The organism is Erythrobacter sp. HL-111 (assembly GCF_900105095.1).
Classification (GTDB): Bacteria; Pseudomonadota; Alphaproteobacteria; order Sphingomonadales; family Sphingomonadaceae; genus Erythrobacter.
This window is the reverse complement of the sequence record NZ_LT629743.1, coordinates 559,338-582,047: the sequence shown is the minus strand read 5'-3', so window position 1 is coordinate 582,047 and position 22,710 is coordinate 559,338. Positions and strand designations below refer to the sequence as shown.

Sequence of the window (22,710 nt, the reverse complement as noted above, 5' to 3'; positions counted from 1 at the left end):
GCCGGGGCACCGGACCGTCCGGCCCGGCCCCCCGATATGCCTGCCCTGCGTCAGCGCATCAGGCTCGCCCGCGCACGAAGGCGATGATGGCGAGCACGATGAAGATGACGAACAGGATATAGGCGATGTTCGTCGCCGCCCCTGCCACGCCACCGAAGCCCAGGACTGCCGCGACCAGCGCGATGATCAAGAAGATGATGGCCCAATTCAGCATGATGATACCTCCTTTGTGGTACCAATGGCGGCTTGCCGGTTTGGGTCCCGTCAGGAGCAATATTTTTGCGCTGTGTGCAACCACTTTTAAGGCGTGCTGCAACACGACCTCATTAAATAACAAATGTTGGATTTTATTTAGCGGGCGGTTTCAAAGCGTGATTTCTCGCCCGTGCCGATCCACCAGCGCGCCGCAGGTGCCGCAGGTCCAGCCGCGGAACTCGTGGTACGTTTCGTCGCTTGGCTGTTCGAAGGCGGGAAGCACCGCGGCGCAGACCGGGCACGGCGTCTCGCCCGATGCCGGATCGACAGCCGGCGAAAACCCCATGGCGAACCGGCGCCGGATGCTGACTCCATAGACGAACAGGAGCCATCCGGTAAACGCGACGAAACCCACCCACTGCACCGCCGCGCCGAACGCCGTTCCCGGCGCGAACTCGCGCGCGAGCATCATCACCCCCAGCGGCAGGATGGCGAAAGCCGCGCTCGCGGGACTATACTCGTAAAGATCGCGATCGATCCATTCGCGCAGCGCCTGCCAGGACGTGTTGTGCCCTTCGTTCAAAAGTCGCTCCCGCGCCCTTTTTCTTGCCTCGCGCCCTGTCCTGGGCCAGCACCGTCAGAGCGACAAGGCGGGAGCCGCGACCAACCGGCCTCGCGACAGGGGAGAGACCGAATGACCGAAAGCAGCGCCCAGGCCGAAACAATCCTCGAACCCGACCTTCCGATCATCGACCCGCACCACCACTTGTGGGACCTGCGCCCGGCGATCCCGCTGTTTCCCGAGCCGCGCCACCCGTTCATCGAGGCGCTGGTGCCCAATGCCTATTACACCTTCGACGGCTTCCACGCCGACGCGACGAGCGGGCACAATGTCGTCGCCAGCGTCTTCATGGAATGCGGTGCATTCTACGATCCCGCCCGCGGCGAGGGGCTGGGTCCGGTGGGCGAGGTCGAATTCGTCAACGGCGTCGCCGCCCAGTCGGCGAGCGGGCTTTATGGCGCGGGCCGCTGGTGCGCGGCGATCGTGGGCCATGCCGATCTCACGCGCGGTGCGCGGGCCGGGGCGGTGCTCGACGCGCTGCAGGCCGCCGCGCCCGGGCGTTTCCGCGGCATCCGCCACCAGGGGGCGTGGGACGCGGATCCCGCTGTCCTCGGCCCGCCCTTCCACGCACCGGCCGGGCTTTACCGCGACGCCGCCTTCCGCGAGGGCTTCGCCGAACTCGGCAAGCGCGGCCTCACCTTCGACGCCTGGGTGCTCGAGCCGCAGCTGCCCGACGTGATCGACCTAGCCCGCGCCTTTCCCGACCAGCCCATCTGCCTCGATCATTGCGGCACCCCGCTCGGCACGGCGAGCTACCGCGGCCGGCTGGAGGAACGCTTCGACACCTGGCGCGGCAATATCAGGGAACTGGCGGCGTGCGAGAACGTGGTGGTGAAGCTCGGCGGGCTGGCGATGGCCTTCTGCGGCCTGCCCAAGGAAGGCCCCGCCGCCGGATATGGCTCGGAGCGCCTCGCCGACCTCTGGCGCCCCTATGTCGAAACCTGCATCGAGGCCTTCGGCCCCAAGCGCGCCATGTTCGAGAGCAATTACCCGGTCGATTGCTGGGGGGCGAGCTACCCCGTCCTGTGGAACGCCTTCAAAAGGATCGCCAGCGGCGCGAGCGCCGGGGAAAAGGCCGATCTCTTTGCGGGGAACGCGGCGCGCTTCTATGACATTGAAGAGGTGCTGCGCTAGGCACGGCCTGCCAGATGTCCTTTCGCATTCCTCTCAGGAGACCCAAGACGATGCCGCTTCCCGCTCCGTTCGACCGCCTGCGCCTGCCGCTGATCGGTTCGCCGCTGTTCATCGTTTCCGGCCCGGAACTGGTGATCGCGCAATGCAAGGCGGGGATCATCGGCAGCTTCCCGGCATTGAACGCGCGCCCGCAGAGCCTGCTCGACGAATGGCTGCACCAGATCACCGAGGAACTGGCCAGGCACAACCGCGAGCATCCGGATTTCCCCGCCGCGCCGTTCGCGGTCAATCAGATCATCCACAAGACCAACGACCGTGTCGAAGCCGACATGGCGACCTGCGAGAAATGGCAGGTGCCGATGATCATCACCTCGCTGGGCGCGCGCACGGAGGTGTTCGACGCGGTCCGCAACTGGGGCGGGATCACGATGCACGACGTGATCAACAACCGCTTCGCGATGAAAGCGATCGAAAAGGGCGCCGATGGCCTCATCCCGGTCGCCGCCGGTGCGGGCGGGCACGCGGGCGCGCTGTCGCCTTTTGCCCTGATGCAGGAAATCCGCGAATGGTTCGGCGGGCTCGTCGCGCTGTCGGGCTCGATCGCGCACGGTGCCTCGATCCTCGCAGCCCAGGCGCTCAGGGCGGATTTCGCCTATTCCGGCAGCGCCTTCATCGCGACCGAGGAAGCCAATGCCGACGAGGCTTACAAGCAGGGCATCGTCGAAGGCGATGCGAGCGGGATCGTATACACCAACCTCTTCACCGGGGTGCACGGCAACTACCTGCGCTCCTCGATCGAGCGGGCCGGGCTCGACCCCGACAACCTGCCCGAAAGCGATCCCAGCAAGATGAATTTCGGCAGCGGCGGCAACACCAAGGCGAAGGCGTGGAAGGACATCTGGGGCTCGGGACAGGGCGTTGGCGCGGTCAAGTCGGTCGGCACGGTCGAACAACTCGTCGCCCGGATGGAGCGCGAATATCACGCCGCGAAGGCGCGGCTCCTCGCCAATTCGGACTACACCGCGTGGGAAACGCTCGCCGAGGCGGCGGAATAGGGCCGGATCACGCCCCGCCGGTCGAGGCCCAGAGGGCGTCGGCCATCACGTCCAGTTCGGCAAAGTCGAACCCCGTGCCGAGCGGGTCCCGCCGATTGAGAAGCAATCGCCGCCGCTCCGCCAAGAGCTTGCGCCGCAGCGCGGCCTGGAGCAGGGCGAGCCGCATCAGCGCCTCCCCCGCCGCCGCATCGGGATCGCGCCGCCGGGTCCATGACCAGCGCTCCTCGATCCGGCCGACCCGTTCGATCACGACCTCGTTGTAGCGCCGGTGCGGACCGCGGTGGAGCGGCATCCCGGTCCGGAACGTCGCCTGCTCGGTCGCGGGCAGCAGCAGCCCGTTGGCCCGGAAGTCGTCGAAGCCGACCGGCGCGCGCCCGATCCCTTCGAACAGCGGGCCGAAACAGCGTTCGCCGAGCAGTTGCCGCGGCAGAAGATGGTGGCGCTGGAGGCCGGGATCATAGCCGGGCGCGCCGCGCCGGTTGACGCTGCGGAACGGGACCGCCCTGCGCCCGGCGGCGCCCGTCGTTCCCCCTGTCGACCCCATCGCCAAGCGCCGCTTATTCGCGCCAGACCCGGATGAAGCGGCCATTGTGCGAGGGGCGCAGGATCAGCCTGGTGCCGTCGGGGGCGATGATGCGCTCGCTCTGATCGAGCCCGCCGACAAGCACCAACTGGTTCACGAGCCGCACGCCGAGCCGCGTCGCGCTTACCCGGTCGGAGGAAAGCGGCGGCTCGATCCGCAGTTCCTGCCCGATCCAGTGGGCGAGCCCGACGCTCTGCAGCGCGCCGTCGAACGCCTCGCGAAAGGCGGTGAGGCCGAGCGCGGGAAAGGCCCCGCCCTCGAGCCAGGCGGTGACGGTCGATTCGTAGAAGCGCCGCCCGATCGCGCTTTTCGCGGGCGGCCAGGCGACCGCCACGAGCTCGTCGAAATGGTGGACGAGATCCCGCGCGAGCGCGATCATGCCTCGGATGACGGGCGCAGTGCGCGCCCCGCTCGCGAGATGCGGCCCCGGCACGATCCGCATCCCTTCGCAGGTCGAAGGCGGCGGCGCGTCCGCGATATCGAAAAGATGTTCGGCCGGGGGCACGCTGCACGCCGGGCCGGGCACAATGCCGCGCAGGTCGAAGGTCAGCCCGTCGCGCAGGAGTTCGACCCAGACCTTCTCCGCCAGGCCGGATTCGGCCGGCGGGGCGGTGTCGCCGGTCGCGGGCACGAGCCGGGCCGGGGGGGAATCGATCGGATCGTGGCTCAGCGCGACCGCCGGATGCCGCTCGGCGAAGCGGCGGATGGCCGCGCGATCCGGCCGCTTGCCGGGGGCAAACAGCAGATAGAGCCCTGCATCACTGTCGTGCACCTGCTGCGCGATGACCCTTCCCCTTAGAAGACCTGAGCTGACCGCGCCCCCGTTGTTTTGCCGGCATTTCTGGCGCGTTTGGCGGCGCGCGTCGAGTCCCCAATCGGGGATGTTCCAGCGCGGGATGGGCGCGCTCAGAATATTCCCTCGGCCAGCCCCGTCGCGAGTCCCTCACCGAGTTCGCGACAGCTCCCGAGCGTTGCGGAATCGACGGTTTTCGGAGCGAGAATCGCCTCCGGGGTCTGGGCGGAAAAATTGACGATCATCCGCTCGGCCACGCGTTTCAGCCGCCACCCTTGCGCGATCCGGTCGATCTGGCGCTGGGCGCCATCCCCGTCCGAGCCCGCGGCGATGATGGTGGCGAAGGGTCGCCCCTCGATCCGGCCGAGCACGGGGTAGTAGCAGCGGTCGAACATCTCCTTCATCGCCCCGCTCATCGTGGCGAGGTTTTCCGGGCAGCAGAACAGGTAGCCGCCCGCCGCAAGGATGGCGTCGGGTTCGACCTTGTCGCAGCGCAGCAAGATCGCATCGCCCGCCCCTTCGGCGGCGGCACGGGCCATCGTCTCGCTCGCACCGGTGCGGCTGTGCCAGGCGATGAGCAGGCGGCGGGAGGCTTCGGTCTCGCTCATGCGGGGGGCCTGCCCGTCGCGCCTGTCGATTGTCAATCGCCGCGCCCTGTCGCGCGCGGCCGGGCTGGTGTAGCCTTGCGCCCGATGGCTACCCGTTCGCTCCCGCCCCGGCCCCCCGCCGGCATCGCCCGGTCCTGCGTGCTCGGCGTGACCCGCTCCCTGTCCGGGCGGGCGTGGCACTGGCGCGGGGGGAACATGGAGCTTGGCGGCGCGCCGGGACTGAACGAAGGCATTCTCGCGCAATTGCTGATGACACGCGGCGTCCCGGCCGAGGACGTCGCCCGCCACGCGCGGCCGACCTTGCGCGCCTTCCTGCCCGATCCGTCCGAATTCCGCGACATGGACCGCGCCGCCGAACGGATCGCGGCCGCCGTCCTGTCGGGCGAAAAGGTCACGATCTACGGCGATTACGATGTCGACGGGGCGACCAGCGCGGCGTTGATGATCGAACTCCTGCGCGCGCTCGGGAGCAATGCCGACTACTACATCCCAGACCGCCTGCTCGAAGGATACGGGCCGAGCGGGGAGGCACTGGTGAAGCTCGCCGAGGCAGGATCGAGCCTGATCGTGACGGTCGATTGCGGGGCGATGGCGCACGAAGCGCTGGCCATGGCGAAGGCGGCGGGCGTCGACGTGATCGTGGTCGATCACCACAAGTGTTCGGCCGAGCTTCCCGCGGCCGCCGCGCTGGTCAATCCGAACCGCCTCGACGAAGGCGATCTGGCCGCGGCGCACGGGCACCTCGCCGCGGTCGGGGTAGCCTTCCTGCTCGCCGTGGCGGTGGTGCGGACCCTGCGCGCGCAGGGCTTTTTCGGCGGCGGGCGGAGCGAGCCCGACCTCATGGCCCTGCTCGATCTCGTCGCATTGGGCACGGTCGCGGATGTCGCCGCGCTGCACGGGCTCAACCGGGCGTTCGTCGCGCAGGGGCTGAAGGTGCTGGCCCGGCGGCAGCGTATCGGGATGGCGGCGCTGATCGATGCGAGCCGTATCACCCGCGCGCCGGCGGCGAGCGATCTCGGCTTCGCGCTGGGGCCGCGGATCAACGCGGGCGGGCGGATCGGCGAATCGACCCTCGGCGTGCGCCTCCTCACCACCACCGATCCCGAGGAAGCGCGCGCCATCGCCGAACAGCTTTCGCGCCTGAACGAGGAACGACGCGCGATCGAGGCGGCGGTGCAGGAAGCGGCCGAGGCCCAACTCTCCGGCCAGCACAACATGGCGGTCCACGTTCTCGCCGGGACTGGCTGGCACCCGGGCGTCATCGGCATCGTCGCGGGCCGGATCAAGGAGAAGACCGGCAAGCCCGCGATCGTCATTGCGCAGGACGAGGCGGAGGGGGCCGGCAAGGGTTCGGGCCGCTCGATCAGCGGGGTCGACCTCGGCGCCGCGATCATCGCCGCGCGCGATGCCGGGCTGCTCGTCGCGGGCGGCGGGCACGCGATGGCGGCGGGGCTGACGATCCCGAACGATCGCCTGTCCGCCTTCACCGAATTTCTCGAGGCGCGCCTTGCCCGCGATGTCGAGAAGGCGCGCGCAGGCCAGGTCATGGCGCTCGACCTCTCGCTCGCGCCGGGCGGGCTCACCCCGGAACTGTGCGAGACTTTGGAGGCGGCGGGGCCCTATGGCGTCGGCTGGCCCGCGCCGCGCGTCGCGGTGGGGGCGGTGCGGATCGTCAAGGCCGACATCGTCGGCAAGGACCACCTGCGCCTTATCGCGAGCGGCAATGACGGACGCTCCTTCAAGGCGATCGCGTTCCGCGCGGGCGAGACCGAGATGGCGCAGACCCTGCTGCACCGCCACCAGGGCCGCCGCTTCCACCTTGCCGGACGGGTCAAGCTCGACGACTGGGGCGCCCGGCCCGCCGCCGAACTCCACCTTGAAGACGCCGCCTTCGCCGACTGAGCAGGGGTTCGCCCGGCAGGCTGTCAAAAAAACGCAAGACGAACCGCAAGCGGGGTTGACCCGTCCGGACGAGGCCCCTAAGTGCGCGCTCTCACAAGCGACAGGCGCTCTTTGAAGCGCACGTGGCCCCTTCGTCTAGCGGTTAGGACGCGGCCCTTTCACGGCTGAAACACGGGTTCGATTCCCGTAGGGGTCACCATTCGTTCGCCGCCCTGCGGCCGTGTCGGTTTCGTCCCGCCAGGCCCGGCACCCGCCCCTCCCTCCTTCCCTGATCGGTTCCGAGACGATAAGGCAGCCAGCCATGGGCCGGATCGAGACCTTCCCCGTGGCCGGAGTGGCGCTCGCCGCGGCGACCTTCGTCGCGCTGCTGCTGCTCGAAGTCGATGCGATCGTCGCGCTCGCCGTGCTGGCGGTGTGGGTCGGCTCGCTGCTGGTCGCCGCGATCCGCCCGCCCGAACCGCCCACCGTGAAGGTCGAAAAGACGTTCACGGTCGATTCGATGCGCGGCCTGATCGAGAATTCGTCCATCCCGCTGCTGGTCACCGAAAGGAACGCGATCGCGCTCGCCAACCGGGCGGCGCGGCGGATGCTGGGGCAGCATATCGTCGGGCAGGATGCGCGGGTGATCTTCCGCCAGCCCGAGGCGATCACCCTGCTCGGCCGGGCGCGCAGCGGGCAGGCGATCGTGCGCGGGCTCGTGCGGCGGCAGGACATCTGGCAGATCAACCGCCAGTCGATCGACGAGAAGCTCGCGGTGATCGAGCTCATCAACCAGACGGCCGAGGCCGACATCAGCCGCGCCCATACCGATTTCGTCGCCAATGCGAGCCACGAACTGCGCACGCCGATGGCGGCGATCCTGGGCTATGTCGAAACGCTGCGGGAAAGCGGGGATAGGCTCGATTCGCCGACCGCGCAGAAATTCCTCGCCACGATCGAACGCGAGGCGCAGCGCCTGCAGCACCTCATCAGCGACCTCATGAGCCTGTCGCGGGTGGAGGCGGAAAAGCACGATCCGCCGCAGGACCGGCTCGAACTCGCCCCGCTGGTCGAACGCGCCGCGCGCGAGGGCGCCGGGCCCGACCGGGCCGAGCGGCTGGCCTTCGAGATCTCGGCCGCCCCGATCGTCCACGGCGACCGCCAGCAGCTCGAACAGGTGGTGCGCAACCTCGTCGACAATGCGCTCAAATACGGCGCGGCCGGGGCCGCGGTGCGCGTGGTGCTCGAACTTTCGCGCGAAAACCAGGCGCGGATCGCCGTGGTCGACCGGGGCGAGGGCATCGCGCCCGAGCAGATCCCCCACCTCACCCGCCGCTTCTACCGCACCGATCCGGGCCGGAGCCGCGCCTCGGGCGGGACCGGCCTGGGCCTTGCCATCGTCAAGCACATCGTCGAGCGCCACCGCGGGCGGCTCGACATCGACAGCACGCTCGGCGTGGGCACGCGGGTGTCGGTGCGAATCCCGCTCGCCGAACCTAGGGAGCGCGGCGGCGAGGCCGCATCGGGGCGCGAGCCCGCCGCGCGCACGGCGCCGGAGCTGTCGTGAGGAGCCTGTCTTATTTCTTCAACATCGGCCAGCCAAAGGACATGATCTAGGACGGGGGGGCCTTCCGCCAGTTCGCGATCCAGTCTGCCGGGGCCTCACCGGGGAAAACCAGAGTCATTCGATGTCGCCGATCACGCTTATCCTGATTGCCATGGGGCTGGGCCTCGCCGGCTGGCTCGCGGGCCGGGCGCGGGCATGGACCTTCCAAGAGGCCGACCCTTCGGTGCGGCCTGCGGCGCGGCCGGTCTATCACGCCTGGTATGTCGCGCTCTGGATCGTCCTTCCGCTGCTCGCCTTCATCGCGCTGTGGTCGATCGTCGCGCCGCAGCTCGTCACCCAGAGCGTGCTCGCCTCCCCGGCGGCGGCCGGCCTGCCCGAATTCGGGTTCGAGCGCGAGGCCTGGCTCTCCGAAGCGCGCGCGGTCGCCCAGGGCAACGCGCCCGGCGTCTTCAACGACGGGGCGCAGGCCCTGGTCGAACCCTATCGCGAGGCGATCGGCCGCTACACAGTGATCGGCATTCTCATCGCGCTCTTCATCGCGCTGGGTGGCGGAGCCTATGCCTACCTGCGCGTGAAACCCGATTTCCGCGCCCGAACCCGGGTCGAACGGACCGTGCTCGGGGTCCTGCTCGTCGCCTCGCTGGTGGCGATCCTGACGACTTTCGGCATCTTCGTGAGCCTCGTGTTCGAAACGGTGCGCTTCTTCGGCATGGTTTCGCCGGTGGATTTCCTGTTCGGGACCTTCTGGAACCCCGACCCGATGAGCAATCCGGAAAACCCGGACGGTTCGCGCTACGGGGCGATCCCGCTGTTCTGGGGGACGATCTTCATCGGCGCGATCATCGCCATGATCGTGGCCATTCCGCTCGGCCTGATGAGCGCGGTCTATCTTACCCAATATGCCGACCGGCGCCTGCGGACGTGGGTCAAGCCGATGCTCGAGATCCTCGCCGGCGTGCCGACCGTGGTCTACGGCTATTTCGCCGCGCTCACCGTGGCCCCCGCCTTCCGCGATGCGGCGGTGGCGCTCGGCATGACCAATGCCTCGACCGAAAGCGCGCTGGCGGCGGGGATCGTCATGGGGATCATGATCATCCCGTTCGTTTCCTCGATGGCGGACGATTCGATCGCGGCCGTGCCGAGCGCGATGCGCGACGGCAGTCTCGCGATGGGCGCGACCCAGTCCGAGACGATCAAGCGGGTGCTGTTCCCGGCCGCGCTTCCCGGGATCGTCGCGGGCGTCATGCTGGCGGTCAGCCGCGCGATCGGGGAGACGATGATCGTGGTCATGGCCGCCTCGACCGCGGCGAACCTGTCGGTCAACCCGTTCGACCGGATGACCACGGTGACGGTCCAGATCGTCAAGATGCTCACCGGCGAGGGCAGTTTCGATCACCCCGCGACGCTCAGCGCCTTCGCGCTGGGTTTCGTGCTGTTCCTCGTCACCCTCGGGCTCAACATCGTCGCCCTGCGCGTCGTCAAGCGGTTCCGCGAAGCCTATGAGTAGCACGCCCTTCACCCCCGACATGGCGATGACGCCATCGAGCGAGCATCCGACGCGCACGGCCGAATTCGAAAGGCGGCTGGCGAAACGCTATCGCGCCGAGCGCAATTTCAAGGCCCTCGGCCTCGCCGCGATCGCCTTTTCGATCGCCGCGCTGATCTTCCTGCTCGGCAATATGCTGGTGAACGGCGTTCCCGGCCTCCAGCGGGCCGAGCTCGCGGTCGAGATCGATTTCGCCGAAGCCGGCGTCACCGGCGACGAGGTTTCGCTCACCGCGCCATCGGCGATGCAGGTGCTCGAATTGCAGGGCCTGCCCGACGTGGTCGAACTCTATGCCGAGCGCTCGCTGGGCGAGGACGGCGCGCAGCAGGTCTACCAGGACGCCTGGCGCGACGTCGCCCGCGCGCTGGCCGAGGACCCGGCGCTGATCGACCGCAGCACGGTGATCTGGCTCCCCGCCTCCTCCGACCTCGCCGCCGGCCTCAACGACGAGGGATCGCCCGAGATGCAGGCGCTGGCCGACCGGCTGGAGGCCGAGGGCAAGCTCGCCAAGAACTGGGACTGGGGCTTCCTCGCCCGGTCGGATGCGACCAGCCCGCAGATGGCGGGAATCTGGGGCGCCTTGAAGGGGTCGGTCCTGACGATGCTGGTGACCTTCGCCCTCGCCTTCCCGATCGGCATCCTCGCCGCGCTCTACCTCGAGGAATACGCGCCGAAGAACCGCTGGACCGACCTGATCGAGGTGTCGATCAACAACCTTGCCGCCGTGCCCTCGATCATCTTCGGGCTGCTCGGGCTCTCGGTGTTCCTGACCGTCTTCCCGAACCTCAGGTCCACCCCGATCATCGGCGGCATGACGCTCGCCTTGATGACGATGCCGGTGATCGTCATCTCGGGCCGCAACGCGATCAAGGCGGTCCCGCCCTCGATCCGCGACGGAGCGCTCGCGGTGGGAGCCTCGCCGGTGCAGGTGGTGTTCCATCACGTCCTGCCGCTCGCCTTGCCGGGAATGCTCACCGGCACCATCATCGGCATGGCCCGCGCGCTGGGCGAGACCGCGCCGCTGATCCTCATCGGGATGCGTGCCTTCGTCGCGACGCCGCCCGATGGCTTTACCGCGTCGGCTACTGTACTGCCGATGCAGATTTTCCTGTGGTCCGACGAAATCGACCGCGGTTTCGTGGAACGCACCAGCGCCACGATCATCATTCTCCTGCTGTTCCTCCTCGTGATGAACGGCATCGCCATCTACCTGCGCAACAAGTTCGAGAAGACCTGGTGACTGTCATTCACGAGAACATGGAAGACGCGAACGCCAAGATAAAGGCGCGCGACGTCTCGGTCTTTTACGGCGACAAGAAGGCGATCGATTCGGTTTCGATCGACATCTCGCCCGATTACGTGACCGCGTTCATCGGCCCTTCGGGCTGCGGGAAGTCGACCTTCCTGCGCTGCTTCAACCGCATGAACGACACGATTCCCGTCGCGAAGGTGACCGGCTCGATCGAGCTCGAGGGGGAGAACATCCTCGGCGACGCGATGGACGTGGTGCAGCTGCGCGCGCGGGTGGGGATGGTGTTCCAGAAGCCGAATCCCTTTCCCAAGTCGATCTACGACAACATCGCCTATGGCCCGAAGATCCACGGCCTCGCGGAGAAAAAGGCCGATCTCGACGTGATCGTCGAGAAATCGCTCACCCGCGCGGGCCTCTGGGACGAGGTGAAGGACCGCCTTTCCGATTCGGGCACGGCCCTGTCGGGCGGGCAGCAGCAGCGCCTGTGCATCGCGCGCGCGATCGCGGTCGATCCCGAAGTGATCCTGATGGACGAGCCCGCCTCCGCGCTCGACCCCATCGCAACCGCCAAGATCGAGGAACTGATCGACGAGCTGTCGGGCCGCTACGCCATCGTCATCGTGACCCATTCGATGCAGCAGGCCGCCCGCGTCAGCCAGCGCACGGCGTTCTTCCACCTCGGCAAGATGGTCGAATACGGGCCAACCTCCGACATCTTCACCAATCCCATCGAGGATCGGACGAAGGATTACATCACGGGACGCTACGGCTGATGGGCGAACACACGGTCAAGGCCTTTGACGAGGACATCACCCGCCTGCGCGGCCTGATCGCGGAGATGGGGGGCCTTGCCGAAGTGGCGATCGCCGAAGCGCTCGACGCGATGGTGCGCGGCGACGTCGAGTTGGGCGATCGCGTGGTCGCGCGCGACAAGAAGATCGACGCGCTCGAAACCGAGGTCGACAAGCTTTCGGTCAGGATCATCGCCCTGCGCGCGCCGATGGCGGACGACCTGCGCGAAGTGATCGCCGCGCTCAAGATCGCGGGCGTGGTCGAACGGATCGGCGATTATTCGAAGAACATCGCCAAGCGCGTCGGCATGATCGAGGGGCGCGACCGCTTCGAACCGCTCACCCTGCTGCCCGCAATGGGCGAACTGACCAGCGAGATGGTCCACGACGTGCTCACCGCCTATGCCGCGCGCGACCCCGACCTCGCCCGCGAAGTGATCGCGACCGACGCCAAGGTCGATGCCTTCTACAATTCCATTTTCCGCAATCTCGTCAGTCACATGGTCGAGAATCCCGCGACCATTTCGAGCGCCGCGCAGCTGCTCTTCGTCGCCCGCAACCTCGAACGGATCGGCGACCATGCGACCAATGTCGCGGAAATGGTCCACTTCGCCGCGACCGGCAATTACCCGCCCGAGGACGAACGCTGATTGGACGTTCGCGGGCGCGGTGTGGATAAGTTGCCGGGCACGATTTCATGAAAGTGCAGCAAAACTGAAACATGGGGGAATTCGATCGCTCGCGGCCGTGCCGGGGCAGAATCGAGGATGAAAGCAATGTCCGCTGCCAAACTGCTGCTTGTCGAAGACGATCCCGCGCTTTCCGAACTGCTCGAATACCGTTTCCAGAACGAAGGCTACCAGGTCCGCTGCACCGGCGATGGGGACGAGGCCATGGTGCTCGCGAGCGAGGACGTGCCCGATCTCATCATCCTCGACTGGATGATCGAGGGCACCAGCGGGATCGAGGTCTGCCGCCGCCTGCGCCGCGACAAGGAAACCGCCCACGTGCCGATCATCATGCTGACCGCGCGCGAGGCGGAGGACGACCGCGTGCGCGGGCTCGAGATCGGCGCGGACGATTACATGACCAAGCCCTTTTCCCCGCGCGAACTGCTCGCCCGGGTCGCGGCGGTCATGCGGCGCATCCGTCCCGCGCTCGCCGGGGAGACGATCGAGGTCGGGGACATCAAGCTCGATCCCGTCGCGCACAAGGTCCAGCGCCGCGGCCGCCCGCTCCAGCTCGGCCCGACCGAATACCGCCTGCTCAAGTTCTTCATGGAAAGTCCCGGGCGGGTCTTCAGCCGCGGGCAGCTGCTCGACGGGGTCTGGGGAACCGGTTCCGACATCGAGCTGCGGACGGTCGATGTCCATATCCGCCGCCTGAGGAAGGCAATCGGCATCGAAGGCGCGAAGGACCCGATCCGCACCGTGCGCTCGGCAGGCTACGCGCTCGAGGCGGCCTGACGCGTCCTCATTGACACGCGCCGGTCCAGCTGCCGCCCTGGTCGAGGTGGAAATGGTCGGCATGAGCGGCGTTGTAATCGGGTGACAGCACGGTCGCGAAGACGTCGCACGCGCCTTCGCGCACCGCGCGCAGGAAGCGGGCCTTGGCATCCTCGCCCGCCCAGTCGCCGAGCACGCTGATCCGCGTCCCGTCTTCGAGCACGAAGCCGGCAATGTCGATCGCGTTGCCGGTCGCGTGCTCGCTCCACGGGGCGTCGGCGTCGCCATACATCCTTCGGCAGGAGAAGGCGCCGAGATGCTCGATCCGCGCAACATCGCTCCCGAAGAGCGCGCGCGCGGCCGGTTCGACGCTGTTGGCGCGCCACACTTCGAGCCCCGCGGCGACCGCGCAGGTCACGGGCGGCGTGTCGGGGGCGAGCGGGTAGTCTTCGAGCGTCGCCCGGTCGGGCCGCGCGCATTCGCCTTCGCCCGCCGGGTCCAGCGCGGCGTAGCCGACCTCGCTCCGGTCGAGCACGGCACGGCACTCCCCCGGATCGTCCCGCAGCGCGGCGAGCTTGCCCGCGGTCGCCATGCCGATGGGGTGGCGCAGGTCGAGCGGGGCCCAGGGATTGTGCTCGGGATGCGCCCTCACCCAGCTCCACCCGGCGACCACCAGCGCGAAGAGCGCAAGCAGGCCGAGCGCGCGCAGGTCCCAGCGGAAACGTCCGATCCTGCGGCTGATCGGCATGGCGCGGAGGGTCTTGCGGCGGCGAGGCATCCTCAGTGAAAGTCGCGCGACCTGGGAATGATCCGGGCATTGCGCGGATGGCCGCGGGTGTTCGGCAACTGGTCGATGAGATCGCGCGGGCGGATCGCCCCGCTTTCGGTATCGGTGCGGCTCGCGGGATGCTTGTGCCCGGTCAGCGGCGCGTTGACGTGGTCGGCGCGCGCGACCGGCGCGTTCAGCATGTCGTCCGACAGGCGGTAGAGCGCGTGCGTCGCGTCGGTCATGTGGTGGGCGATGACGTGGATCACCTCGTCGTCATATTCGACCCGCCCGCGCACTTCCATCAGCCTTGCGCCCATGACCACGCGGCGCTGCCTTTCCTTGAGGTCCGGCCACACGACGAGGTTGATGACCCCCGTCTCGTCCTCGAGCGTGATGAAGCATACGCCCTTTGCCGATCCCGGCCGCTGGCGGATGAGGACGACGCCTGCGACCTGCACCATCGAACGGAACTTGCGGTCGCGCAGGTCGCAGGCGCGCACGAAGCCGCGATCGGCCAGGTCCGGGCGGAGGAAGGCCATCGGGTGCGCCTTCAGGCTGAGGCGTGTGGTCTGATAGTCGGCCACCACTTCTTCGGACAGCGGCATTTGCGGCAGCGCGACCTTCGCCCGCTCCGCCCCCTCCTCGCGCTCGGCGGCGGCGCGGAACAGCGGAAGGTCGGGCGCAGAAACGAGGCTCCTCGCATCCCACAACGCCTGCCGGCGCGAAAGGCCGAGCGAGGTGAAGGCATCCGCGCTCGCAAGTCGCTCGACATGGGCCGGGCCGATGCGGGCACGCTCGTGCAGGCTCGCCACATCCGCATAGACGCCGCGCTCCTCGCGCTCCGCGATCAATTGCGCCGCGACGTGTTCGGGCAGGCCGTCGATCTGGCGCAGGCCGAGGCGGAGGGCGATGTTCCTGTCCGCCCTCCCCTTCACCTCGTCATCCTGGCGCAGGCCGGGATGACGAAGGGGTTCCAGCGTGCAATCCCACTCACTCAGGTTCACGTCCGCCGGCAGCACCTCGACCCCGTGCTCGCGCGCATCGCGCACGATCTGCGCGGGGGCGTAGAACCCCATGGGCTGCGAATTGAGCAGGGCGCAGGCGAAGGCGGCGGGGAAATGGCATTTGAGCCAGCTCGACACGTAGACGAGATGCGCGAAACTCGCCGCGTGGCTTTCGGGAAAGCCGTATTCGCCGAAACCGCGGATCTGGTTGAAGCACCGCTCGGCGAAGTCGCGGTCGTAACCGCGCGTCACCATGCGTTCGACCATCATGTCCTGCAGTTCGTCCACCATGCCGCGGCTGCGGAAGGTCGCCATCGCCTTCCTCAAGCGGTTCGCCTCGGCGCTGGAGAATTTCGCGGCATCGAGCGCGATCTTCATCGCCTGTTCCTGGAAGATCGGCACGCCCAGCGTGCGCCCGAGGATGCTGGAAAGCTCGTCGGGCGGGCCGTGTCGCGGCAAAGGGGCGGGGATCGTCACCGCTTCCGCGCCTCTCCGGCGCTTGAGGTAGGGATGCACCATGTCGCCCTGGATCGGGCCGGGCCGCACGATCGCGACCTGGATCACGAGATCGTAAAATTCGCGCGGACGCAGGCGGGGGAGCATGTTCATCTGCGCCCGGCTTTCGACCTGGAACACGCCGAGCGAATCGCCCTTCCTCAGCATGGCGTAGGTTTCCGGGTCCTCGCGCGGGACCGTGGCAAGCGTCAGGCGGCGGTCGTGATGGTCTTCCAGCAGATCGAGGCATTTCCTGATGCAGGTGAGCATCCCCAGCGCGAGCACATCGACCTTGAGGATGCCCAATGCCTCGATATCGTCCTTGTCCCATTCGATGAAGCTGCGATCGGGCATTGCCCCGTTGCCGATCGGCACGGTTTCGGTGAGCGCGCCCTCGGTCAGGATGAACCCGCCGACATGCTGCGAGAGATGACGCGGCATCCCGATCATCTGCTCGGTGAGTTTCAGCACCCGGCGAAGGTGCGGGTCGGTCACGTCGAGCCCGGTTTCGGCGGCGTGCTTCTCGGAAATCTCGCGGCCCCACCCGCCCCACACGGTCCGCGCGAGCGCGCCGGTCACGTCCTCCGACAGCCCCATCGCCTTGCCGACTTCGCGGATCGCCATGCGCGGGCGGTAGTGGATCACCGTGGCGCACAGGCCGGCGCGGTGGCGGCCATAGCGGCGGTAGATGTACTGGATCACCTCCTCGCGCCGCTCATGCTCGAAATCGACATCGATGTCGGGCGGTTCCTTGCGCTCCTCGGAAATGAAGCGGTCGAACAGGAGCTGGTGCTTGGCCGGATCGACGCTGGTGATGCCGAGGCAGTAGCACACGGCGGAATTGGCCGCGCTGCCCCGCCCCTGGCACAGGATCGGCGGATCGCAGCCGCGCGCGAAATCGACGATGTCCTTGATGGTGAGGAAATAGCGCGCAAGGTCGAGCTTGGCGATCAGCGCCAGTTCGCGTTCGATCGTGTCGGTGACGCTTTCGGGCACGCCCTCCGGGTAACGCCTTTCGGCCCCGGCCCAGGTCTCGATCTCGAGATATTCCTGCGGGGCCATGCCATCGGGATAGATCTCCTCCGGGTATTCGTAGCGCAGTTCATCGAGGCTGAAGGTGCAGGCATCGGCGACCGCGCGCGCGGCGGCGATGGCGTGCGGCCAGCGGGCGAACAGGCGCGCCATTTCCTGCGGGCTCTTCAGATGGCGTTCGGCATTGGCGTCGAGCAGGTGCCCGGCCTCGGCCACGGTGGTCTTGTGACGCAACGCGGTCATCACGTCCTGCAGGGGGCGGCGTTCGGGCGCGTGATAATGCACGTCGTTCGTCGCCAGCAGGCCCAGCCCGTTCGCCCGCGCCAGTGCGTCGAGCCGGTCGATCCGGGCGATGTCGTCGCCGCGATAGAGATAGCTCGCCGCGATGTGGCGCAGGGTCGGCAGGCCGCGCGCGAGGTGCGGCAGCAGGTCCGGCAGCGCTCCGGTGACGGTTTCGGCGAGTTCGCTTCCGTCGAGCGCCACGACAGTGCCCGCCCAGGCGGGTATCGTGAAGCGTTCGTCGAGGTTGCGCGGGGGGAGGAGGATGAGCTCGCTCCCCTCGGCATGGGCGGCGAGCATGGCGCAGTCGATCTCGCACACGCCCTTGTCCTGCCATTCGCCTTCGAGCGTGCGCATCCGCCCGGCGCTGATGAGGCGGCACAGGCGGCCATAGGCGGCGCGGTCCCGCGGGTAGGCGAGAAAGGCGAGGCCGCAGGTCGTCTCGATCCGCGTGCCGATGACCGGGCGCAGCCTGAGCGTCCGGGCCTCGGTATGGACGCGGACCACGCCCGCGAAGCTGTTGGCATCGGCGATCCCGATCGCGTCATAGCCGAGGGCGCGCGCGGTGAGGACGAGGTCGACCGCATCCGACGCGCCGCGCAGGAAGCTGAAGCAGGAGACCAGGCCCAGTTCGACGAAGGGAGCGCGCGGCGGGGCCTCGACGAGATCGGGGTCGATCTCGAGCCGGCGCTTTTCGGGCGTGAGCGGGGCCTCGGGCACTAAAGCCTCCCCCACCGGGGGAGGATGGTCATGCCAATTCCCCGAGCCGCTCCCTCACCGCAGCAAGGTCCGCCTCGAACAGCGCCGCCTGTTTTGCGCGCGCCTCTCCGTCGAGGCGCAGGAGGTAGGAGGGATGCGCCGTCACCCACAATTCCGCCCCGCCCTCGATCGGCAGAGCCTGCCCACGCACCTTCGAGATGCTCACGGTCCTGCCGAGGAGGCCGCGCGCCGCGCTTGCGCCCAGCGCGAGGATCACGCGCGGTTTCACAAGGTCGCGCTCGGCCTCGAGCCACCAGCGGCAGGTGTCGATCTCCTTCGCCGCGGGCGACTGGTGAAGCCTGCGTTTGCCGCGCGGGACATATTTGAAGTGCTTCACCGCATTGGTGACATAGGTCGCGCCCCGGTCGATCCCGGCGCGCCCAAGATATTCGTCGAGCAATTGCCCGGCCGGTCCGACGAAGGGGCGACCCTTGACGTCCTCCTGATCGCCCGGCTGTTCGCCGACGATCATCAGCGGGGCCGAACGCGGTCCCTCGCCCATCACCGCGCGGTTTTCGAGTTCGCCGATCGGGCAGGAACGGCAGCGCGCGATCGCCGCGGCCACCGCGTCCAGTGTTTCGGGCTTTTCGCCCATGTCCCTCGCTCCGGTATCGACCATCTGCGCTTCCCTCGCCTGCGCGCCGGCGATGAGATCGGGGATCAGCGCCGCCTCGGGCAGGTTCTTCCAGTATTTGCGCGGCATTTCGGAGAGCATCGCCCCGACCTTCAATCGCGCGGGATTGAATATGGAAGCGTAATAGGAGCGCCACAGTTCCTCGACCGGATCGCCGCCGGGGGCATCGCAGCGCCGCGCGGGGCCGCTTTCGCGCATGGTTTCGCCGTCCCAGTGGATGCAGCCCCTGGGCGTCAGGATCGACCAGTTCATGTTGGCGAAACGGCGCATGAAGAAGCCCGCCTCGGCGCGCACGATGTGATGATCGGGTTCGAACCAGGCGACGTAATGCGCGGCGCCGTCCTCGGTTCTCGCTTCGCGGAAGCGGACGAAGGCGTGCATCTTGTGCGCGTCGCGCCGCACCGCCTTGTCGAGTTCCTCGATCCGGCGCACGTCGGGATCGGCCTTGTCCTCCATCGCACGGGGATTGGACTGGAGCCGCCAGAGCATCCGGTAAAGCAGGCCGAAACGCGAAGGGTCGGAATGAAGCGCGGCCTTGCGGGCGAGCTGGAGGAAGCGCTTGCTGGCGCGCACTTCGCGCGGGCTTTCGGGAGGCACGGGCAGGCGGCGTTCGCCGCGGGAGGGGCCTTCCGCGGCGAAGAGATCGCCCGTCCCGCCCGGCTCCACCCAAGAGACGCGGTCGGGGGGCACGTCGCACTGGATCAGCCCCCGCGCCCGCTCGCGCCAGAAGGCGAAATCGTCGGGTTCGGGGATATGGACGACGTAGTGCGCGCCGAGGGAGACGTGCTGCATTGCGGTCATGATGTGCTCAAAGAAGGGGCTTCTCGCAGAGGCGCAGAGGAGAAGAAAGACACAGAGATGCTGTGCTTGCCGAAGGCATTTTCGTCCTCTGCAACTTCTGGACCAGCCGAAAGGCCAAGGGAGGAAAGCGTCTTCGCCGCGAGCACCAAACTTCTCTGTGCCTCCCTTTTCTCTGCGTCTCTGCGAGAAACCAAACCCATCAGAACAGCTCCAGCTGTTCCTGCTTCGGCGCCAGCATGGCCCTCAAATCCGCCCGGTCGGTCAGCCGCGTCGGCCGCCAGTCGGCCGCGACGAGGAAGGGGCGGACCTTGGCGATGGACTGGGTAAGCCGCGCAAGATCGTCCAATCGCAGCGTGCGGTGCCGCCGCGCGGCGAGGATCTTCGCCACGGCCTTCGTGCCCAGCCCCGGCACGCGCAGCAATTCCTCGCGTCCGGCGCGATTGACATCGACCGGGAAACGCTCGCGGAACTTAAGCGCCCAGGCGAGCTTGGGATCGATGTCGAGCGGGAGGTTGCCGTCCTGCTCAGCCGCCTCGGCCACCTCGGCGGGCGCATAGCCGTAGAACCGCATCAGCCAGTCCGACTGGTAGAGCCGATGTTCGCGGATCAGCGGCGGCCGCTTCAGCGGCAGGACGGCGGAGGCATCGGGGATCGGCGAGAAGGCGCTGTAATAGACCCGCCTCAGGCCGAAATTGCCGTAAAGCGCGCTCGCCCGGCCCACGATCTCGACATCGCTCGCCCCGTCCGCGCCGACGATCATCTGGGTCGACTGGCCCGCGGGCGCGAAGCGCGGCGCATGGCGGAAGCGTTTGCGCTCGTCCTTCGCCTGGAGGATGCGCGCCTTGGTGCGGTCCATCGCGCCCTCGATCTGGCGGGCGTTCTTGTCGGGCGCGAGCCGGGTGAGCCCGCTGTCGGTCGGCAGTTCGACATTGATCGAGACGCGATCGGCATGAAGCCCCGCTGCATGGATCAGCTCGGCATCGGCCTCGGGAATGGTCTTCAAATGGATGTAGCCGCGAAAATCGTGTTCCTCGCGCAGGATCCGGGCGGCCTCGATCAGCTGCTCCATCGTGTGGTTCGCGCTCTTCACGATGCCGGAGGAGAGAAACAGCCCCTCGATATAGTTGCGCTTGTAGAAGGACAGCGTGAGATCGGCGACTTCCTGCGGGGTGAAGCGCGCGCGGGCCACGTTGGAGCTCTTGCGGTTGATGCAGTAATGGCAGTCGAAGATGCAGTGATTGGTCAGCAGGATCTTCAGCAGCGAGATGCAGCGCCCGTCGGGGGCATAGGCGTGGCAGATGCCCATCCCCTCGGTCGAGCCGACACCCTTTCCGCCGACCGAATTCTTCTTCGCCGTCCCGGACGAGGCGCAGGACGCATCATATTTCGCCGCATCGGCGAGGATTTCGAGTTTCTGTCTGAGCGAGAGCTGCTGGGCCATGGAACACCTTGTATGTTCCATATATGTTCCAACCCGGCTCGCTCCAGTGCTTTCTTTGCAACCTGCCCGGACAGGCGGTGCCGGGACCGCGCGAGCGGGCGATCACAGGTGGCGCAGCGCGTCCCGCTCTACCGGCGCGGCCGAGGCGCCCTGCGCCTGGCACAGGTAGTCGAGCACGGCGCTGTGCATCTGGCCTTCGAATGCGACGCCGGCGATGCGTCCCTCGACCCAGGCGATCGTGCCGAGCGGGGCGTTGACGCCGCCGACCTTCATCACCACCCGATCACCGATGCTGGCGAAGCCCTGCGTGCCGCGGATCTTGCAGCCGCCTTCGGAAATGTCGATCAGGTCGACGAAGACCGGGCGCGAGCGCACGCGGCCGCGCACGACGAGGCTGAGCGGCCGGCGTTCCGACGTTCGGGTGATCGAGTGCAGGTTCATGGCCTCTTGCGGTTAACCCATAAACCCTAAGGGAATACTGACGCGGGGCCTCGGGAAAGATCAGGCATACAGGCCCTGGAGGTACCAGTCGGGCGCGCGCCCCTGCCGGTCCCCGCCGCGCCCGTCCCCGGCGATGCCGTGGCGGTAGATCCAGTAGCGCCGCCCGGTCTCGTCCTCGATCCGGTAATAGTCGCGTAGCCGCGCGCTCGAACGTTCGCGCCACCATTCGGGCGCGATCCGTTCCGGCCCCTCGACCCGGGCGACCTCGCGCACTTGCCCCCGCCAGCGAAAGCGCTGGGGAAAGCCGTCGGGCGAGGCGTAGAGCACCGCGATCCGTTCCGGCCGGTCCAGCAGTTTCAGGGGGCGCTGGTGGAATTCGAGCATTCCCTGCTGCGGCGCGGCGGGTTCGAGCGGACCCTGCCAGCCTTGCGCGCGTTCCGGCAGGTGGCTCGCGCGCGGGACGGGGCGGCGCACGGCCTCGCTCCCGAGCCGCACGGTCAGCCTGTCGATGCAGGCGGCGAGCGAGGTGCCGCGGTTTTCGGCGGACCGTTCGATCTCGCCCTGTTCGAGCGCGAGCGGTTCGGCCCAGCTCGCGCCGAGGCGCACCGTCTCGATCCCGAATCCCGCATCGACATCGTCGAGCTTGGCGGAAAACAGGCGGATGACGTGATCCGGATCGCGCGTCGCGGCGGCGAGTTCGAGACGGCGCGCGATCACCTCGCCATCGACCCGCCACAGCGCGATCTCGAGCCGCCGTGCGCCCTCGCCCCGCCCCTCGAGTTCGCGCGCCATGTCCTGCGCGAGGTCGGCAAGGACCCGGTCGAGCAGGTCGCGATGGCGGATCGGTTCGACAAGGCGGCGCTGGACGAGCGGCATGGCGCGCGGGACCACCGGCAGGAGCGGTTCGGGGACGCGGCCGAGCAGCTGGTCGAGCCGGATGAGCGGGTTGGCGGCGGGCGACCTGCGGTTGCGGAAGCGGCGCTGGATCGCATCGCGCGAGGCGGCTTCGCCCTCTCCGCCCGCGCCGCTACCCGCAACGCCCGCGAGTTCTCCGAGCCGTTTCAGGCCAAGGCGCCGCAGCACGGTCAGCACGTCCTCGTCGAGCCGCAGCGCCGCCACCGGCAGGTCGGCGAGCCGGGCGAGGAGATCGTCATCAGGCCCCGCGATCGCGCGCCCGGCCCCGTAATGCGCGAGCGCCCAGGCCGCGCCCGCCGTCGGCGCGATCGCGCAGCGCACCGCGAGGCCGCGCGCGGTGCAGGCCGCTTCGACATCGGCGAGCAGGCGCACCTCCCCGCCGAACAGGTGCGCGACCGCGGTCACATCGACCAGCAAGCCATCGGGCGCGTCGAGCGCGCTCCACGGGCCCCAGCGCTGTGCCCAGACCGCGAGCTTCTCGAGAAAGGCGAGATCGCCCGCCGGGTCCGCCGGCGCGGTGCGGACGGAAGGGCAGACGGTCCGCGCGTCGGCGAGCATGGTGCCGGGCACCACCCCGGCGGCGCGGCCCGCGTCGTTGACAGCGGCGATGCGGGGACCGTGCGCGGTTTCGGTGATCAGCGCGGTGGGTTCGCCGTCCGCGCCCTCGC

The 22,710-nt window shown here is 68.3% G+C and carries 20 protein-coding genes and 1 tRNA gene; 10 read left to right on the top strand and 11 right to left on the bottom strand.

The features are described from left to right. Positions 1-58 precede the first annotated feature (58 nt). Both BLU08_RS02790 and BLU08_RS02785 read right to left on the bottom strand, forming a co-directional pair. A complete protein-coding gene (locus BLU08_RS02790) occupies positions 59-214 on the bottom strand; it encodes a DUF1328 domain-containing protein (protein ID WP_090194963.1) in 156 nt (51 codons plus the stop codon). Positions 215-364: 150 nt separating this feature from the next. Then, on the bottom strand, positions 365-778 hold the full coding sequence (locus BLU08_RS02785; protein ID WP_090194958.1) for a hypothetical protein: 414 nt from the start codon (positions 776-778) through the stop codon (positions 365-367). A gap of 111 nt (positions 779-889) precedes the next feature. Between BLU08_RS02785 and BLU08_RS02780 the strand changes: the two genes are divergently transcribed. Both BLU08_RS02780 and BLU08_RS02775 read left to right on the top strand, forming a co-directional pair. Next, positions 890-1,951: an amidohydrolase gene (locus BLU08_RS02780; protein ID WP_090194955.1), complete on the top strand. Its 1,062-nt coding sequence runs from the start codon at positions 890-892 to the stop codon at positions 1,949-1,951. Positions 1,952-2,001: 50 nt separating this feature from the next. Further along, positions 2,002-3,006 carry a nitronate monooxygenase family protein gene (locus BLU08_RS02775; protein WP_090194952.1) on the top strand — a complete coding sequence of 335 codons (1,005 nt, stop codon included), beginning with the start codon at positions 2,002-2,004 and terminating at the stop codon, positions 3,004-3,006. 7 nt (positions 3,007-3,013) lie between these two features. On the opposite strand, the gene BLU08_RS02770 is transcribed toward BLU08_RS02775, so the two are convergent. The 3 genes from BLU08_RS02770 to BLU08_RS02760 form a co-directional block, all read right to left on the bottom strand. Next, positions 3,014-3,550 carry an AHH domain-containing protein gene (locus BLU08_RS02770; RefSeq protein ID WP_090194948.1) on the bottom strand — a complete coding sequence of 179 codons (537 nt, stop codon included), beginning with the start codon at positions 3,548-3,550 and terminating at the stop codon, positions 3,014-3,016. Between the two features lie 13 nt (positions 3,551-3,563). Then, entirely contained in the window at positions 3,564-4,361 is a 798-nt protein-coding gene (locus tag BLU08_RS02765) for a hypothetical protein (RefSeq protein WP_090194944.1), read from the bottom strand. Between the two features lie 134 nt (positions 4,362-4,495). Next, positions 4,496-4,990 (bottom strand): flavodoxin family protein, encoded by a 495-nt coding sequence (locus BLU08_RS02760; protein WP_090194941.1) that lies wholly within the window; start codon positions 4,988-4,990, stop codon positions 4,496-4,498. 84 nt (positions 4,991-5,074) lie between these two features. Between BLU08_RS02760 and recJ the strand changes: the two genes are divergently transcribed. The 8 genes from recJ (at position 5,075) to phoB (ending at position 13,493) form a co-directional block, all read left to right on the top strand. Next, complete coding sequence (gene recJ / locus BLU08_RS02755; RefSeq protein ID WP_090194937.1) at positions 5,075-6,892, top strand: single-stranded-DNA-specific exonuclease RecJ; 1,818 nt, start codon at positions 5,075-5,077, stop codon at positions 6,890-6,892. A gap of 124 nt (positions 6,893-7,016) precedes the next feature. Next, a tRNA-Glu gene (locus BLU08_RS02750) sits at positions 7,017-7,091 on the top strand. A gap of 102 nt (positions 7,092-7,193) precedes the next feature. Further along, positions 7,194-8,438 carry an ATP-binding protein gene (locus tag BLU08_RS02745; protein WP_090194934.1) on the top strand — a complete coding sequence of 415 codons (1,245 nt, stop codon included), beginning with the start codon at positions 7,194-7,196 and terminating at the stop codon, positions 8,436-8,438. A 121-nt stretch (positions 8,439-8,559) separates the two neighbouring features. Beyond that, positions 8,560-9,945, top strand: coding sequence for a phosphate ABC transporter permease subunit PstC (gene pstC / locus BLU08_RS02740; protein ID WP_090194930.1), 1,386 nt, complete (start codon positions 8,560-8,562; stop codon positions 9,943-9,945). Beyond that, positions 9,938-11,224 (top strand): phosphate ABC transporter permease PstA, encoded by a 1,287-nt coding sequence (gene pstA, locus BLU08_RS02735; protein ID WP_233996060.1) that lies wholly within the window; start codon positions 9,938-9,940, stop codon positions 11,222-11,224. The genes pstC and pstA overlap by 8 nt, the downstream gene beginning before the upstream one ends. Before the next feature lie 17 nt (positions 11,225-11,241). Then, a complete protein-coding gene (pstB, locus tag BLU08_RS02730; RefSeq protein WP_233996140.1) occupies positions 11,242-12,009 on the top strand; it encodes a phosphate ABC transporter ATP-binding protein PstB in 768 nt (255 codons plus the stop codon). Continuing rightward, positions 12,009-12,677 (top strand): phosphate signaling complex protein PhoU, encoded by a 669-nt coding sequence (gene phoU / locus BLU08_RS02725; protein ID WP_172800967.1) that lies wholly within the window; start codon positions 12,009-12,011, stop codon positions 12,675-12,677. Before pstB ends, phoU begins: the two co-directional genes overlap by 1 nt. Positions 12,678-12,803: 126 nt before the next feature. Next, entirely contained in the window at positions 12,804-13,493 is a 690-nt protein-coding gene (gene phoB, locus BLU08_RS02720) for a phosphate regulon transcriptional regulator PhoB (RefSeq protein ID WP_090194920.1), read from the top strand. 7 nt (positions 13,494-13,500) lie between these two features. Here phoB and BLU08_RS02715 read toward each other — a convergent pair whose 3' ends face one another. From BLU08_RS02715 to BLU08_RS02690, 6 genes are all read right to left on the bottom strand, one after another. Continuing rightward, positions 13,501-14,250: an extensin family protein gene (locus BLU08_RS02715; protein ID WP_090194918.1), complete on the bottom strand. Its 750-nt coding sequence runs from the start codon at positions 14,248-14,250 to the stop codon at positions 13,501-13,503. A gap of 2 nt (positions 14,251-14,252) precedes the next feature. Then, positions 14,253-17,771: an error-prone DNA polymerase gene (locus BLU08_RS02710; protein WP_090194915.1), complete on the bottom strand. Its 3,519-nt coding sequence runs from the start codon at positions 17,769-17,771 to the stop codon at positions 14,253-14,255. A gap of 28 nt (positions 17,772-17,799) precedes the next feature. Next, on the bottom strand, positions 17,800-19,245 hold the full coding sequence (locus BLU08_RS02705; RefSeq protein ID WP_090194912.1) for a UdgX family uracil-DNA binding protein: 1,446 nt from the start codon (positions 19,243-19,245) through the stop codon (positions 17,800-17,802). Between the two features lie 199 nt (positions 19,246-19,444). Next, on the bottom strand, positions 19,445-20,686 hold the full coding sequence (locus tag BLU08_RS02700; protein WP_090194908.1) for a putative DNA modification/repair radical SAM protein: 1,242 nt from the start codon (positions 20,684-20,686) through the stop codon (positions 19,445-19,447). Positions 20,687-20,788: 102 nt separating this feature from the next. Further along, positions 20,789-21,127 (bottom strand): PilZ domain-containing protein, encoded by a 339-nt coding sequence (locus BLU08_RS02695; RefSeq protein ID WP_090194905.1) that lies wholly within the window; start codon positions 21,125-21,127, stop codon positions 20,789-20,791. Positions 21,128-21,187: 60 nt separating this feature from the next. Next, on the bottom strand, positions 21,188-22,681 hold the full coding sequence (locus tag BLU08_RS02690; RefSeq protein WP_369816838.1) for a DUF6504 family protein: 1,494 nt from the start codon (positions 22,679-22,681) through the stop codon (positions 21,188-21,190). Between the last annotated feature and the right edge of the window lie 29 nt (positions 22,682-22,710).